General features: G+C 70.3%; 16 protein-coding genes and 1 other RNA gene. 6 read left to right on the forward strand and 11 right to left on the reverse strand.

Going from position 1 to position 15,168, the window contains the following annotated elements; translation table 11 throughout:
* Positions 1–461: 461 nt before the first annotated feature.
* The 3 genes from AS850_RS09115 to AS850_RS09125 form a co-directional block, all read right to left on the reverse strand.
* The gene (locus AS850_RS09115) at positions 462–905 is read right to left on the reverse strand and encodes a GNAT family N-acetyltransferase (protein WP_119868831.1); all 444 of its coding nucleotides are present in this window, start codon (positions 903–905) and stop codon (positions 462–464) included.
* Positions 906–982: 77 nt separating this feature from the next.
* A complete protein-coding gene (locus tag AS850_RS09120; protein WP_119868832.1) occupies positions 983–1,225 on the reverse strand; it encodes a zf-HC2 domain-containing protein in 243 nt (80 codons plus the stop codon).
* Positions 1,222–1,869, reverse strand: coding sequence for a sigma-70 family RNA polymerase sigma factor (locus AS850_RS09125; protein ID WP_119868833.1), 648 nt, complete (start codon positions 1,867–1,869; stop codon positions 1,222–1,224). The genes AS850_RS09120 and AS850_RS09125 overlap by 4 nt, the downstream gene beginning before the upstream one ends.
* Positions 1,870–1,965: 96 nt before the next feature.
* On the opposite strand from AS850_RS09125, the gene aroA reads away from it, so the two are divergent.
* From aroA to AS850_RS09140, 3 genes are read left to right on the forward strand one after another with little or no spacing between them, the layout of a single operon-like run.
* Positions 1,966–3,393, forward strand: coding sequence for a 3-phosphoshikimate 1-carboxyvinyltransferase (aroA, locus tag AS850_RS09130; RefSeq protein ID WP_119868834.1), 1,428 nt, complete (start codon positions 1,966–1,968; stop codon positions 3,391–3,393).
* Between the two features lie 32 nt (positions 3,394–3,425).
* A complete protein-coding gene (gene rsgA, locus AS850_RS09135; RefSeq protein WP_119868835.1) occupies positions 3,426–4,496 on the forward strand; it encodes a ribosome small subunit-dependent GTPase A in 1,071 nt (356 codons plus the stop codon).
* A 23-nt stretch (positions 4,497–4,519) separates the two neighbouring features.
* On the forward strand, positions 4,520–5,287 hold the full coding sequence (locus tag AS850_RS09140) for an inositol monophosphatase family protein (protein WP_119868836.1): 768 nt from the start codon (positions 4,520–4,522) through the stop codon (positions 5,285–5,287).
* Positions 5,288–5,335: 48 nt separating this feature from the next.
* Here AS850_RS09140 and fdhA read toward each other — a convergent pair whose 3' ends face one another.
* Positions 5,336–6,559 (reverse strand): formaldehyde dehydrogenase, glutathione-independent, encoded by a 1,224-nt coding sequence (gene fdhA, locus AS850_RS09145; protein ID WP_119868837.1) that lies wholly within the window; start codon positions 6,557–6,559, stop codon positions 5,336–5,338.
* A 118-nt stretch (positions 6,560–6,677) separates the two neighbouring features.
* Here fdhA and AS850_RS09150 point away from each other — a divergent pair, with 118 nt between their 5' ends.
* From AS850_RS09150 to AS850_RS09160, 3 genes are read left to right on the forward strand one after another with little or no spacing between them, the layout of a single operon-like run.
* Positions 6,678–7,352 carry a response regulator transcription factor gene (locus AS850_RS09150; RefSeq protein WP_119868838.1) on the forward strand — a complete coding sequence of 225 codons (675 nt, stop codon included), beginning with the start codon at positions 6,678–6,680 and terminating at the stop codon, positions 7,350–7,352.
* Entirely contained in the window at positions 7,349–8,371 is a 1,023-nt protein-coding gene (locus AS850_RS09155) for a sensor histidine kinase (RefSeq protein WP_119868839.1), read from the forward strand. Before AS850_RS09150 ends, AS850_RS09155 begins: the two co-directional genes overlap by 4 nt.
* Positions 8,372–9,118 (forward strand): ABC transporter permease, encoded by a 747-nt coding sequence (locus tag AS850_RS09160; protein WP_119868840.1) that lies wholly within the window; start codon positions 8,372–8,374, stop codon positions 9,116–9,118.
* Positions 9,119–9,154: 36 nt separating this feature from the next.
* On the opposite strand, the gene AS850_RS09165 is transcribed toward AS850_RS09160, so the two are convergent.
* The 7 genes from AS850_RS09165 to AS850_RS09195 all read right to left on the reverse strand — a co-directional run bounded on the left by AS850_RS09165 (position 9,155) and on the right by AS850_RS09195 (position 15,138).
* On the reverse strand, positions 9,155–9,787 hold the full coding sequence (locus AS850_RS09165; protein WP_119868841.1) for a VTT domain-containing protein: 633 nt from the start codon (positions 9,785–9,787) through the stop codon (positions 9,155–9,157).
* 155 nt (positions 9,788–9,942) lie between these two features.
* Positions 9,943–10,319: a transfer-messenger RNA gene (gene ssrA, locus AS850_RS09170) on the reverse strand.
* Positions 10,320–10,430: 111 nt separating this feature from the next.
* Positions 10,431–10,922 (reverse strand): SsrA-binding protein SmpB, encoded by a 492-nt coding sequence (gene smpB / locus AS850_RS09175; RefSeq protein ID WP_119870232.1) that lies wholly within the window; start codon positions 10,920–10,922, stop codon positions 10,431–10,433.
* Positions 10,923–11,036: 114 nt separating this feature from the next.
* On the reverse strand, positions 11,037–11,951 hold the full coding sequence (ftsX, locus tag AS850_RS09180; RefSeq protein ID WP_119868842.1) for a permease-like cell division protein FtsX: 915 nt from the start codon (positions 11,949–11,951) through the stop codon (positions 11,037–11,039).
* The gene (ftsE, locus tag AS850_RS09185) at positions 11,948–12,712 is read right to left on the reverse strand and encodes a cell division ATP-binding protein FtsE (protein WP_119868843.1); all 765 of its coding nucleotides are present in this window, start codon (positions 12,710–12,712) and stop codon (positions 11,948–11,950) included. Before ftsE ends, ftsX begins: the two co-directional genes overlap by 4 nt.
* A gap of 106 nt (positions 12,713–12,818) precedes the next feature.
* Positions 12,819–13,928: a peptide chain release factor 2 gene (gene prfB, locus AS850_RS09190; protein WP_119868844.1), complete on the reverse strand. Its 1,110-nt coding sequence runs from the start codon at positions 13,926–13,928 to the stop codon at positions 12,819–12,821.
* A 46-nt stretch (positions 13,929–13,974) separates the two neighbouring features.
* Entirely contained in the window at positions 13,975–15,138 is a 1,164-nt protein-coding gene (locus AS850_RS09195; protein WP_119868845.1) for a cysteine desulfurase family protein, read from the reverse strand.
* Positions 15,139–15,168 lie beyond the last annotated feature (30 nt).

Genomic DNA, 15,168 nt, shown 5'->3' on the forward strand with positions numbered 1-15,168 from the left:
TGTCGTCGTGCTCGCTCTCCGCACGGGCGTGACTCCACGTTTGGCACGTTCTCCCGAACGTGAGCGGCGTGTCGTGGAGTCACGCCGCGGGGCGTGCGGCGCCGGCCCCCGAGACTCCACATTTGGCACGTTCTCCCGAACGTGAGCAGCATGTCGTGGAGCCACGTTGCGGAGCGTGCGGGGCCGGTTCCCCGGACTCCACGTTTGGCACGTTTCCCCGAACGTGAGCAGCGTGTCGTGGAGTCACGTTGCGGGGCGTGCGGCGCCGCCCTCCGAGACTCCACGTTTGGCACGTTTTCCCGAAAGTGAGCAGCGTGTCGTGGAGTCACGTTGCGGGGCGTGCGGCGCCGCCCTCCGAGACTCCACGTTTGGCACGTTTTCCCGAAAGTGAGCAGCGTGTCGTGGAGTCTCGCGGCGACGCGCCCGAGCGCGACGGCGCGCGGGGGCGGAGCGCGACCGCGTCAGGCGATCTTCGTGTAGCGGAGCACTCCCGAGTCGTGGTACCCGCGCTTCTGATAGAAGCGGTGCGCCGAGTCGGTCGCCGCAGCGGACACGGCGCTGAGCTGCAGCGCCCGGTGCGACCGCCCCCAGCGTTCGAAGTGCGCGAGGACGAGCGAACCGAGGCCGTCGCGCCGCACGTCGGGCCGGACGACGAGCAGCAGGAGCTGCGCGGTCGGTTGATCGGAGTTGTACGCCCAGGTGACATGGCCACCGGCGACGGCGGAGATCCTGCCGTCCGCGTCGCGAACGACCCACGTCTCGTGGCCCGCCTCCCGCGTCAGCCGCGCGAGGCGCGACGCGAGCTCGTCGGACTCGATCGAGTAGCCGAGCAGTCGGATGAGGGCGACGAGATCGTCGAGGTCACGAGCGGTCGCCTGGCCCAGCGACTCCACGGTGGCGGTCATGCGTCGACGCTACCGCACGCCCGGGACGCGTGACGCCGAGGCGGAGCCGGCCCCCTCGCACGCGAGGACGGACCGGCTCAGTGCGACGACTGCAGATCGCGCAGTCGCGCGAGGACCTGCAGGCGCAGCACCTCGGGTGCCGTCTCCCGGCAGGCCCGCTGGACGGCCTCGGTCATGACGACGTTGACGTGCAGCTCGCTGGAGCAGTCCGTGCATCCGGCCATGTGCTCGCGGATGTCGGCGGCGTCGTCGCGCGCCAACTCGTTGCGGAGATACTCTTCGAGCTCAGCCTTGGCTTTGTCGCAGCCGCAGTCGGTCATTTCTTGCTGCCCTTCGTTGCGGGGGCCGGCACGGCGATGCCGCGATCGCGCGCGTAGTCGGCCAGGAGGTCGCGGAGGAGTCGGCGGCCCCGGTGGAGTCTGCTCATGACGGTGCCGACGGGCGTCTTCATGATGTCGGCGATCTCCTGGTAGGAGAATCCCTCGACGTCGGCGAAGTAGACGGCCATCCGGAAGTCCTCCGGCACGAGCTGGAGGGCGTCCTTCACGGCGCTGTCGGGGAGGTGGTCGATCGCCTCGGCCTCGGCGGAGCGCGACGTCGTCGTCAGGGTGGCGGAGGTGGCGCCGCCCATCTGCCAGTCCTCGAGGTCGTCGATGGTGCCCTGGTAGGGGTCGCGCTGCTTCTTGCGATACGTGTTGATGAACGTGTTCGTCAGGATGCGGTACAGCCACGCCTTGAGGTTGGTGCCCTGCGTGAACTGGCCGAAGGCCGCGAAGGCCTTGACGTAGGTCTCCTGCACGAGGTCGGCCGCGTCGGCCGGGTTGCGCGTCATGCGCATGCCGGCCGCGTAGAGCTGGTCCATGAACGGCAGGGCCTGCTCCTCGAAGAGGGCTCGGACGTCCGGCACCTCGTCGGGAAGGGTCTCGACGGGGGGCGGGGTGGTGTCGCCAGTGGGAGTGCTCATCAGCGCCAATTCTAGTTCGGCGATGGTGGGCGGCTCCGCTACGGATGTCGCTGCCACGGGTCCTCCTTCGTGCGCTTGCATTACCCTTGACAACCGATGCAGGTATTCAGGTATTCCGGCCCCGAGTTCAGCCCCTACGAAGACGGCAGGCTGCCGGAGATCGACGAGGGTTTCTGGGTCGCGCCCCGCGCGGCCGGCCCGCTGAGCGCGACGGTGTCGCTCCCCGGCTCGAAGTCGCTGACGAACCGCGAACTCGTGCTCGCCGCGCTGGCCGACGGTCCGAGCATCCTGCGCCTGCCCCTCCACTCCCGCGACACCACCCTCATGATCGAGGCGCTCCGATCCCTCGGGGCGACGATCGACGACATCGACGCGCCCGACGGCGAGACGAACGCCTTCGGGGCCGATCTCCGCATCACGCCGGGCCCGGTCACGGGCAGCACCTCCATCGACTGCGGCCTCGCCGGGACGGTCATGCGCTTCCTCCCCCCGGTGGCCGCGATGGCGACCGGCCCGGTGACCTTCGACGGCGACGAGCACGCCCGGAAGCGCCCGATGCGCACGACCATCGAGTCCCTCCGAGCCCTGGGCGTCGAGGTCGCCGACGACGGTCGTGGCACCCTCCCCTTCAGCCTCTACGGCACCGGCGAGATCGAGGGCGGCGAGGTGTCGATCGACGCCAGCGCCTCGAGCCAGTTCGTGTCGGGGCTCCTGCTCTCCGCTCCCCGGTTCGCGCGGGGCCTGACGCTCCGCCACGCCGGCGAGAGGCTCCCGAGCCTGCCCCACATCGAGATGACGATCGCCGCCCTCGCCGCGCGCGGCGTCGAGGTGGAGTCGCCGGAGCCGGGCGTCTGGGTCGTCCCGCCGGCCCGCATCCGCGCGCGCGACGTGGTCGTCGAACCCGATCTCTCCAACGCCGCGCCGTTCCTCGCCGCCGCGCTGGTCGCCGGAGGCCGGGTCACCGTCCGCCACTGGCCGGAGACGACGACCCAGGTCGGCGCCGACCTCATCGAGCTGCTCCCGCTCTGGGGCGCCACCGTCACGCGCGACGGCGACTCGCTCACCGTCGACGGGGGTGCCGGTGTGGTGGGCGGCGCGACACTCCCCGGCGTCGACCTCGACCTCTCGCGCGGCGGCGAGCTCGCCCCCGCCCTCGTGGCGCTGACGGCCCTCGCAGGAGCATCGAGCACCGTCACCGGGATCGGTCACCTCCGCGGCCACGAGACCGACCGCCTCGCGGCCCTCGCCGCCGAGATCAACGGTCTCGGCGGCCGCGTGACCGAACTCGACGACGGCCTGCGCATCGAGCCCGCACCGCTCCACGCGGGGCAGTGGCGGACCTACGGCGATCACCGGATGGCGCACGCCGCGGCCCTGATCGGCCTGGCGGTCCCCGACGTCGAGCTCGACGACGTGCGCGTCGTCTCGAAGACGCTCCCCCAGTTCGTCGAGCTGTGGGACGACCTCCTCGGCCGCCGCGTGTACGAGTCCCCCGCCGACACGTCGCTCCTCGGGTTCCTCTAGACCGTGGTGGGCGACACGAGGGGACGGCACCGATGAGCTGGTGGTCAGACGGCGACGACGCGGACGACGACGAGCGGGAGTACTCCGAGTACGACGAGAGCTCGGTGCGGATCCGCCCGAATCCGAAGGGCAACAAGCCGCGGACGAAGCAGCGGCCCGCCTACGCGGAAGCCGTCGACGGTGTCGTGTGGACGGTCGATCGGGGGCGCTACGGCGTCCTCATCGACGCCGGCACCCCCGACGAGCGGGAGATCACGACGGCGAGGGCCCGGGAGCTCGGCAAGAAGTCCGTCGTCACGGGCGACCGGGTCGACGTGGTCGGCGACACGAGCGGCGCGGAGGGGAGCCTGGCCCGCATCGTTCGCGTCCAGGAGCGGTCGACTCTCCTGCGCCGCAGCGCCGACGACAGCGACGCCGTCGAACGGGTCATCGTCGCCAACGCCGACCAGATGCTCATCGTCGTCGCGGCCGCCGACCCGGAGCCGCGTCCCCGACTCGTCGACCGCTACCTCGTGGCCGCCTTCGACGCCGGCGTCGAGCCGATCCTCTGCATCACGAAGACCGACCTCCGCGACCCGGAGCCCTTCGCCAGCCAGTTCTCGTGCCTCGATCTGCGGATCCTGACCTCGACCTCGCGGGCGTTCGTCACCGACGGCGGGGAGGAGTCGGACGCCCTGCGGGAGCTCCGCACCGTCCTGGACGACCACGTCACGGTCACCGTCGGTCACTCCGGCGTCGGCAAGTCGACCCTGGTCAACGCCCTGACCGGGTCGCAGCGCGCGGTCGGCGTCGTCAACACCGTGACGGGCCGGGGCAGGCACACGTCGTCGTCGACGGTGTCGTTCAAGGTGCCGTCCGGCGGCTGGATCATCGACACGCCGGGCGTCCGGTCGTTCGGCCTCGGCCACGTGAATCCGGAGAACATCCTGCGGTCGTTCGCGGAGCACGCCATCGTCCCGGAGGGCTTCGAGCCCCCCGGCGGGATCGCCCTGCGCGACGCGCACGACTGGGAGATCGTCGACCGCGTGGAGGCGGGCGAACTGGGCGACGTCGGACGCGACCGGCTCCGGTCGCTCCAGGCGCTGCTGGCGAGCAAGGGCTGAGCCCGCGTCGCTACGCTGAGTGCGTGACCCACGACGACGATCTCGCCCTCGCCCTCTCCCTCGCCGACGCCGCCGACGCGATCTCGTCCGCGCGCTTCCGAGCGGCCGACCTCGACGTGTCGCTGAAGGCCGACAGCACGCACGTGACCGACGCCGACAGGGCGGTCGAGCGGGCGATCCGCGACCGTCTCGCCGCGGAGCGACCCGACGACGCCTTCTACGGCGAGGAGTCGGGGAGCGCGGGGCAGGGCTCCCGGCAGTGGATCGTCGATCCGATCGACGGCACGGCGAACTTCCTCCGGGGGGTGCCCGTCTGGGCGACGCTCATCGCGCTGGTCGTCGACGGCGTGCCCGTCATCGGCGTGGTGAGCGCCCCGGCCCTCGGCAGCCGCTGGTGGGCCGCGCAGGGCGGCGGTGCCCGGTCCACGCACGGCCCCGTCCGGGTCTCCGGCGTCGACACCCTCGCGGACGCCTCCCTCAGCTACAACGGTCTGCAGTACTGGCAGCGGGCCGGCCGGGTGGAGCAGCTTCTCGCGCTGGCCGACCGGGTCTGGCGGACCCGCGCCTACGGCGATTTCTGGTCGTACATGCTCGTCGCCGAGGGCGCCGTCGATATCTCGGGCGAGTTCGACCTCCAGCCCTACGACATGGCGGCTCTCTACCCGATCGTGACCGAGGCCGGCGGTCGATTCACCAGCGTCGACGGCGTCGACGGCATCTGGGGCGGAAGCGCCCTGGCGACCAACGGCCTCCTGCACGACGAGACCGTGGCCGCCGTCGCCCTGCCCTGACCCGGAGGGTCCGGCACGGCGGCGACGGCCACGGCGGTCGGCGGCGGGTCAGGCCGCCTTGCCGTCCAGGTACCCGTTCGGGTTCAGGACGTACTTGGTCGCGGCTCCGGCATCGAACTCCTTGTAGCCGCGCGGGGCGTCCTCGAGGGTGATGGCCGTCGCGTTGACGTTCTTGGCGATGTGCACCCGGTCGTGCAGGATCGCCTGCATCAGCCCGTGGTTGTACTTCATGACCGGGCACTGGCCCGTCGTGAAGGACAGCGATTTCGCCCAGCCCGTGCCGAGGGAGAGCGAGAGCGAACCCTTCTTGGCGGCCTCGTCGGCGGCTCCCGGGTCGCCGGTCACGTAGAGGCCGGGGATGCCCATCGAGCCACCCGCGGCGGTGATGTCCATGAGCGAGTTGAGCACCGTCGCCGGCGCCTCCTTCGCATCGTGACCGTGGCCCTTCGCCTCGAAGCCGACTGCGTCGACGGCGGCGTCGACCTCGGGCACCCCGAGGATCTGCTCGATCTGCTCGCCGGGGTCGCCCTTCGAGAGGTCGATCGTCTCGCAGCCGAAGCTGCGTGCCTGCGCGAGCCGCCCCTCGTTCATGTCGCCGACGATGACGACCGAGGCGCCGAGGAGCAGCGCGCTCGTCGCGGCCGCGAGACCGACCGGGCCTGCCCCCGCGACGTACACGGTCGAGCCGACTCCCACCCCGGCCGTCACGGCGCCGTGGAAGCCGGTCGGGAAGATGTCCGACAGCATCGTCAGGTCGAGGATCTTGTCGAGCGCCTGGTCCTTGTCGGGGAACCTCAGCAGGTTCCAGTCGGCGTAGGGCACGAGCACGAACTCCGCCTGTCCGCCGACCCAGCCGCCCATGTCGACGTAGCCGTAGGCGCTGCCGGGGCGGTCCGGGTTCACGTTGAGGCAGATGCCGGTCTTGCGCTCCTTGCAGTTCTTGCAGCGGCCGCAGGAGATGTTGAACGGCACCGAGACGATGTCGCCGACCTTGATGAACTCGACGTCCGGTCCGACCTCCACGACCTCGCCGGTGATCTCGTGCCCGAGCACGAGGTTCGTCGGGGCGGTCGTCCGACCTCGCACCATGTGCTGGTCGGATCCGCAGATGTTCGTCGCGACGGTCCGCAGGATGGCGCCGTGCGGGACCTTCCGACCGACGTTCGCGGGGTTGACCCCGGGGCCGTCCTTCAGTTCGAAGGTCGGGTACTCCGTGTCGATGACCTCGACCTCACCCGGTCCTTTGTAGGCGACAGCTCTGTTTCCTGACATCTGAGAATCCTCCTTGATTCCGGGGCCGGGTCTTCGGCCCGCACGTCCGCACCCTACGCCCGCGACGTCCGGATCCGCCCCGTCGTGCGCTTTCCGGAGGACTGGGTACCCTGACGGGATGGACACCACCGCGGGTCGCAGGATGCGCCTCCTCCTGATCGAGGACGATCCGGCGCTCGGCCCCCTCATCGAGGAGGTGCTCTCGGAGACCTACGACGTGGAGCGGCACGTCGACGGGCGCGACGGGCTCCTCGCCGGGCTCGATCGCGACTTCGACGTGATGGTGGTCGACCGCCGGCTGCCGTCGGTGGACGGGCTCGGCATCGTGGAGGCGCTCCGGCGCGGCCGGGTGACCGTCCCGATCCTGCTGCTGACGGCCCTCGGCACGGTCGCCGACCGGGTCGACGGGCTCGATGCGGGAGCCGACGACTACCTCGTCAAACCGTTCGAGTTCGACGAGCTGCTGGCGCGGCTCCGCGCGCTGACGAGGTCGTTCAGCGCGGCGGGCGCCTGGCTCGCGATCGGGACCTGGCGGTTCTCCCCCGACGACCGCATCCTGACCTCGCCGTACGGAGCCCGGGTCGTCCTGACCGACCGCGAGTCCGAGCTCCTGCGCGTGCTCGCCCTCGAGCCCGACCGGACCTTCTCGCGCGACCACCTTCTGCGCGTGGTGTTCCCGGCGGGTGAGAGACCCGGCACGGTCGACACCTACGTGCACTACCTCCGCCGGAAGTCGGAGCGGGACATCGTGCTCACGATCCGCAACCGCGGCTACCGGCTGGGCGCCCTGTGAGCCCCCGTCGGCCGAGCGACGACCAGGACGCCCGGGAGACGCGCCGAGCGTCGTTCCTGATCGGCTGGCAGATCATGCTGGCCTCGGCCGTCCTCGTCCTCGGGATCGTGTCGCTGGCCATCGCGTTCCTCCTTCACCAGTCGCTCCCCAAGGAGCAGCTCGACCAGCTCCGGAGCGGCCGCCCGCGGGTCTACGTCGACTCGGGCGACCTCGTCCAGGCCCTCGTGCTGATCGGCATCGGCGCCGTCCTCTTCGCGGGCCTCGTCAGCTGGGTCATCGCCCGGAGGGCCGTGACCCCCCTCGGGACGGCACTCCGCCTGCAGCGCCGGTTCGTCGCCGACGCGAGCCACGAGCTGCGGACCCCGCTCGCGGTCCTCGACGCCCGGATCCAGGTGCTCGAGCGCCGCCTGCGGAGCGCGAACCCCGCCGAGCCCGAGGAGACCGCGAGGACGGTCGCCGAACTCCGGACCGACTCGAAGGCGCTCGTCGACATCGTGAACGATCTCCTTCTCGCGGCCGGCGGCAGCGACGAGACCGGGAGTCGGGACCCCGTGCCCGTCGCGCCCATCGCCCGGGAGGCGCTCGACAGCCTGCGGATCCTCGCCTCGGAGCGCCGCGTGACCCTCGCCCTCGACTCGGGCGACGACGAGATCCGGGTCAGGATGCCCAGCACCAGTCTCCGCCGCGCCGTCGTCGCCCTCGTCGACAACGCCGTCACGCACTCGCCCGAGGGAGGGACCGTCACGGTGCGCCTCCGCCGGGAGGACGCGCACCTCGTGCTGACGGTGAGCGACGAGGGCGCGGGCATCACGGGCATCGCTCCGGAGCGGGTCTTCGAGCGGTTCGCCCACGCACCCGCCCGGGAGACGACGACGACGGGGGCCCCGGCCCGACCCAGCTTCGGAATCGGCCTCGCCCTCGTCCGCGAGATCGCGCAGCGGCAGGGCGGCCGGGTCTTCGTCGCCGAGACCTCCGCCACCGGCACCTCCATCCGCTTCGACGTGCCGGCGGTGGCGTGAGTGTCGCTCGTCTCCACCGGCGTGGCCGTGGCCGCGCTCGTCGTGGTCACGGCCGTCATCGTCTTCTCCCTCCGTCTCGAGAAGCCCTGGCTGCAGCCGTGGGCGGTCGTCCGCGCCGGCGTCCAGCTCGGGCTCCTGAGCCTGATCCTCGCCGGGGTCATCTCGTCTCCGGTGTGGGTCGGCGTCTTCCTGCTCGCCATGGTGCTGGCGGCGAGCTGGACGGTGTTCACACGGCTGCGGCTCGCTCGAACCACCCTCCCCTTCGTCGTCGCGCTGGTGGCCGTCGCCTCCGCCCTGCCGGTCGTCCTCGTCTTCGCCCTGGGGGCGGTCGACTTCACGCCCCGCTACGTACTGGCCTTCGGCGGGATCGTGGTCGGCAACGTGATGACCGTCTCGACCCTGATGGGTCGCCTCCTCGCCGATCAGCTGCTCTCGGGGCGCGACCAGGTCGAGGGCTGGCTCGCTCTCGGAGCCACGCCGCGGAGGGCCGCCCAGGGCGTCTCGCGGTCGGCGGCCTCCTCGGCCCTCGTCCCCTCGACCGACCAGACCCGCACGACGGGGATCGTCACCCTGCCCGGAGCCTTCGTCGGTGCGGTCTTCGGGGGCGCGTCACCCCTCGCGTCGGCGCAGTTCCAGCTCGTCGTTCTCGCGGGCATCCTGGCGGCCGGCGCCCTGGCCATCGCGCTGATGACCTGGCGATTCGGGGCGCCGCGGACGCTGCCCCTCGAGCCGACGCCGCTGCGCTGACGGCTCGGACGCTCTCGAACCGGTACTCCGTCGGGCTCAGCCCTGCGGCGCCCGCGTCTCGCGACGACGGCCTCGCCGTGCGACCGACCGGCCGTACAGACCGTGGATCAGGATCGGCAGCACCGACACCGCGACGATGACGACGGCGAGGACGTCGATGTTCTCCGCCACGATCGGGAGCCCGCCGAGGAGCGAACCGACGACGGTGAGGCCGACGGCCCAGAGGAGGGCGCCCAGGAGGTTCCAGACGAAGAAGGTGCGGTAGCGGTAGTTGCTCGTGCCGGCCGCGAGCGGGACGTAGGTCCGGACGATCGGGACGAAGCGCCCGAGAACGAGCGCCTTACCGCCGTGCTTCGCGAAGAACGCCTCCGCCTGCTCGAGGTGGGCGGTCTTGAGGATCCGGGCGTCCGGCTTGAAGAGACGCCGGCCGAAGCGGTGCCCGAGGTAGTAGCCCGTCTGGTCGCCGAGGACGGCCGCGACGAAGGCGCAGACCGCGATGATCGCGACGGAGAGGCCGAGCTGCTCGTGCAGGAGACCGGCCGTGACCAGCAGGGAGTCGCCCGGGAGGAACGGGAACAGCACACCGGACTCGATGAACACGATGAGCGACAGCCCGGCGAGGGCCCAGGGGCCGAGGTCGTTGAGGAGGGTTTCGGGATCGAGCAGCATGGACACATGGTTCCAGCCGACGATCAGAGAACTCCCAGAACGTGCGCGTCGTGAAGAGGTGCAGGGCACGCAAAAGCCCTCCCCCGAAACCGGGAGAGGGCTGAGCGCGACGCCCCGCTCGATGAGCGAGGACAGCACAGGCACGACAGAGGCAGGAGTGGAGATGGGGGGAATTGAACCCCCGTCCATCGCTGAGATTGAACGTCTTCTACGGGCGTAGCCAGATGAGGCGTTCTACTCGGCTCCGACCTTTGCTACTGGCTTCTAGGTCGACGAGCCCAGTCGGAGTGGAAGTCCCGTGTGACCCTCCGGCGCGATCACACAGCGAGCCCTCTAGCTGACGCCAGGATCCGGTTAGAAGGCGATCACCGGTCTGACGGACTTATGTGGCTCTGCTACTTACGCAGCGAGAGCGAAGTCAGTGCGCGATTTATTGGCACTTATTGTTTTCCAGAGATCGTTTACGAGATAACCCTGGATCCTCGGCCCGCTTCTCGTTCGCATACAGGCGATGTCGAAACCGATCATCCCCTCGAAGGAGCCTCTGTCGTGCGCTGTGGAGTTGTCGTTCTTCGTGCTGCTGGTGCAGCCCCCTACTCTACCGCGGGAGCGGCATCCACCGCCACCCGCGGCCGATCGGCGATCAGTCGCCGAGGTTGCGCCGAGCCGACATTGCCCGATCGGCCTCGCGGCGGTCCGTCCGCTCGCGGAGCGTCTGGCGCTTGTCGTACTCCTTCTTGCCCTTCGCCACGGCGAGCTCGACCTTGGCCCGACCGTCGGAGAAGTAGATGCGGAGCGGGACGAGCGTGAACCCGCCCTCCTTGGTCTTGTGGCTGATCTTGATGATCTCGGTCTTGTGGAGGAGCAGTTTCCGCTTGCGCCGCGGCGAGTGGTTGTTCCAGGTGCCCTCGGTGTACTCGGGGATGTGCACCGCGTCGAGCCAGATCTCGCCGCCGTCGACGAACCCGTAGCCGTCGACCAGCGACGCACGGCCCTGTCGGAGCGCCTTGACCTCGGTACCCGTGAGGACGATGCCCGCCTCGTACGTGTCGTCGATCAGGTAGTCGAAGCGGGCGCGCCGGTTCGTCGCGACGATCTTCTCGCCGCGATCTCTCGACGACACTTCTTTCGGCATGGCCCTCTCCCGGTGCTCACGATGGTGCTGCTGGTGCGACTTCGCCGCCGTCGGCAGCGCCACGGCAGCCTTCCAGTATAGGGGAAGGCTCGGGAGCTGAGGAGACCGCCGGACTCAGACCTTGAGGTAGCGCCGGATGGCCACGTTGGCGGAGAGCGCCGCCAGGACCGCGCCGATGACGATGAGGAGGGGCACGACGAATGCGGTGTCGCCGAGCCCGACGAACGGGGTGCTCGCGAAGGATTCGGCGAGGTAGCCGCGGACGAAGAACTTCACGATCAGCACGATGGCGCCGCCGGCGAGCACCGATCCGACGAGCGCGGCGATCACGCCCTCGAGGATGAACGGCGTCTGGATGAACCGGTTCGATGCTCCCACGAGTCTCATGATGCCGAGCTCCCGTCTCCTGCTGAAGGCGGAGAGGCGGATCGTCGTGGCGATGAGCAGGACCGCCGCGATGAGCATGAGGACGGCGATCCCGATGGCCGTGTAGCTCGCGGCGTTCAGGACCGAGAAGATCGGCTGCAGGTATCCCCGCTGGTCGACGACGCTCTGCACGCCGGCCTGGTTGGAGAGGCTCTCGATGAGGACGTCGGACTGCGAGGGGTTCTTGAGGTTCACCCAGAAGGTCTCGTTGAGGTACGACGGCTGCACGAACTCGGTCGCCGGGCTGTTCGAGAACTGCTGCTTGAAGCGCTCGTAGGCCTGCTGCTGCGTCTCGAAGTAGTCCTTCTTGATGTAGGGCTTGAGCGTCGTCGAGTCGAGCTGCGCCTGGACCTGGTTCTTCTGGTCGGTCGTGGCCTTGGCCCCGGTGCAGTTGCCGGTGGTGTCGGTGTCGGTGCAGAGATAGACCGCGACCTGCGCCTTGTCGTACCAGTAGCCCTTCATCTGGTTGATCTGCATCTGCATCAGCACCGCGACGCCGACGAAGGTCAGCGAGATGAAGGTGACGAGCACGACGGAGATGACCATCGAGAGGTTGCGGCGGAGGCCGGAACCGACCTCGCCGAGAACGAGTCCGAGTCTCACTGGGCGGCCTCCTGGACGAACGCGGTCTGGGTCGGGTCGGGCGTCGCCTCGAGGCCGACGCGCTGGATCGGGACCGCCTGGGTCTGGTACCCGCCGGAGCGCTCGTCGCGCACGATCGTGCCGCCGGAGAGCTCGATGACGCGCCGCTGCATCTGGTCGACGATGCCCGCGTCGTGGGTGGCCATGAGCACGGTCGTCCCGGAGGCGTTGATCCGGTCGAGGAGCGTCATGATGCCGGCGCTCGTCGAGGGGTCGAGGTTTCCGGTCGGCTCGTCGGCCAGCAGGACCGCGGGACGGTTGACGATGGCGCGCGCGATCGCGACACGCTGCTGCTCGCCTCCCGAGAGCTCGTGCGGCAGGCGCTGGGCCTTGCCGGCGAGGCCGACCATCTTGAGCACGTCGGGGACGGCCTCCTGGATGTAGCCGCGGCTCTTCCCGATGACCTGCAGGGTGAAGGCGACGTTGTCGAACACCGACTTCTGCGGCAGCAGGCGGAAGTCCTGGAAGACGACGCCCAGGTTGCGGCGGAAGTAGGGCACCTTGCGGCTCGAGAGCGTGCCGAGGCGCTGGCCGAGGACGTGGATCTGCCCCTTCGAGGGCTTCTCCTCCTTCAGCACGAGGCGCAGGAAGCTCGACTTGCCGGAGCCGGAGGCACCGACGAGGAAGACGAACTCACCCTTCAGGATTTCCAGGGTGATGCCGTTGAGAGCCGGACGGGGGTTGCCGGCGTAGAACTTGGAGACCTCATCGAAGCGAATCATGACGGGCCAACACTAGGCACGGATGGGAGGTTTCGCTGCGAGGCGCGCCCCTCCGATCCGACGCGTCACCGACCCCAAGAATCGGCTGTGCGCGGGGTGGGAACGATCAGTCGTCGTCGCCGCGCTTGCGCCAGCGGATCCCCGCCGAGAGGAAGCCGTCGAGGTCGCCGTCGAAGACGTTCGAGGGGTTGTTGACCTCGAACTCGCTCCGCAGGTCTTTGACCATCTGATAGGGCGCCAGCACGTAGCTGCGGATCTGGTCGCCCCAGCTCGCCGTGATGTTCCCGGCGAGCTCCTTCTTCTTCGCGTTCTCCGCCTCCTTCTGCAGGAGCAGGAGCCGCGACTGCAGCACCCGCATGGCCGCGGCGCGGTTCTGGATCTGGCTCTTCTCGTTCTGCATCGAGACGACCGTGCCGGTGGGGAGGTGGGTGATGCGCACGGCGGAGTCGGTCGTGTTGACCGACTGGCCGCCGGGGCCCGACGAGCGGAAGACGTCGACGCGGATGTCGTTCTCGGGGATCTCGATCGACTCGGTCTCCTCCATGAGCGGGATGACCTCGACGGCGGCGAAGCTCGTCTGGCGTTTGCCCGCGGCGCCGAACGGCGACATGCGGACCAGACGGTGGGTCCCCGCCTCGACGCTGAGCGTGCCGAAGGCGTACGGGGCGTCGACCTCGAAGGTGGCCGACTTGATGCCCGCCTCCTCGGCGTAGCTGGTGTCCATCACGGTGGTCTTGAAGCCGTGCTGCTCGGCGTAGCGCAGGTACATGCGCAGGAGCATCTCGGCGAAGTCGGCGGCGTCGACTCCCCCGGCCCCCGCGCGGATGGTGATCACGGCGGGGCGCGGGTCGTACTCGCCGTCGAGGAGCGTCTGGATCTCGAGGGTGTCCATCATCGCCTGGATGCTCTTGAGCTCGGCCGCGGCCTCGTCGGCGGACTCCTGGTCGTCGCCCTCGTTCGCCATCTCGACGAGCACCTCGAGGTCGTCGAGACGCTGCCCCGTCGTCTGGATCTTCTCGAGCTCGGCCTTGCGGTGGCTCAGATCGCTCGTGACGCGCTGCGCGTTGTCGGTGTCGTTCCAGATCTCCGGGTCGGACGCCTCCTGCTCGAGCGACGCGATCTCGGACTCGAGCCGCTCCACGCCGATGACGGCGGAGATGTCGGCGAAGGTGGACCGCAGCGCGGCGATCCGGTCGGAGAAGTCGAGCTCGATCATGGTCCCCAAGCCTACCCGGCGGCCCGCGAGGGCAGGATGCCCGGACTCAGCGCCCCAGGAGCGGGGTGCGGTCGGCGTAGCCGGCCTTCGTCGCCCGGGCCACCGCGTCGGGCAGGACCGCGAGGAACGCCTCGACGTCGGCCTCGGTCGTGGTGTGACCGACCGTGATGCGGAGCGCTCCTCGGGCCTCCTCCTCCGGGACGCCCATCGCCAGCAGCACGTGGGACGGCTCGGGGATGCCCGCCTGGCAGGCCGAGCCCGTGGAGACGCTGACCCCCGCGGCATCGAGGAGGAACAGCAGCGAGTCGCCCTCGCAGCCGGGGAAGGTGAAGTGCGCGTTGCCGGGCAGGCGATGCCGGGGATCGCCGCGGAGCACCGCCCCGGGGACGCCGGCGACGACGCCGCGGACGACTCGGTCGCGGAGCGGTGCGAGGTCGGGGTGAGGATGGGAGGCGGCGACCGCGAAGGAGACGGCGGCCGGGGCATCCTGCGTTCCCGACCGCACCTGGCGCTGCTGCCCGCCGCCGTGCAGGAGCGGGACGACCGTGGCCGCCCGGGAGAGGACGAGAGCGCCGATGCCGATCGGCCCGCCGATCTTGTGCGCGGAGACGCTGAGCGCCGCGAGCCCGGACGAGCGGAAGTCGACGGGCACCTGGCGGTACGCCGCGACCGCGTCGGAATGGACCGGGACGCCGTGGGCCGCGGCGAGCGCGACCACCTCGTCGACGGGCTGGAGGGTGCCCACCTCGTTGTTGGCCCAGAGCAGCGTGACCAGCGCGACGTCGTCGGAGCGGCGGAGCGACTCCTCGAGCGCGTCCAGCCGGATGCGGCCGAGGGCGTCGAGCGGGATCCACTCGACGACCGCCCCCTCCGCGGTGGCCAGCCACTCGACGGTGTCGACGGTGGCGTGGTGCTCTCCCCCGGGCACCAGGAGCCGCGGGCGCGGCCGGTCGCGCTGCCTCGCCCACCACAGGCCCTTGATGGCGAGGTTCACCGATTCGGTGCCGCCCGAGGTGAAGACGACCTCGATGGGGTCGCAGCCGAGCGAGGCGGCCACGCGCTCGCGCGCCTCCTCGAGGACGCGCTTCGCGTTCTGCCCGGCGGAGTGGATGGAGGACGGGTTGCCGACCTCGCGGAGGGCGAGCGTGTAGGCGTCGATCGCCTCCGGGAGCATCGGGGTCGTCGCCGCGTGGTCGAGGTACACCGCCACCGCGTCTCCTTCCGCTCGTTCCGGGTTCCG

Origin of the sequence: Frondihabitans sp. 762G35 (assembly GCF_002074055.1) — a bacterium.
Lineage (GTDB): Bacteria > Actinomycetota > Actinomycetes > Actinomycetales > Microbacteriaceae > Frondihabitans.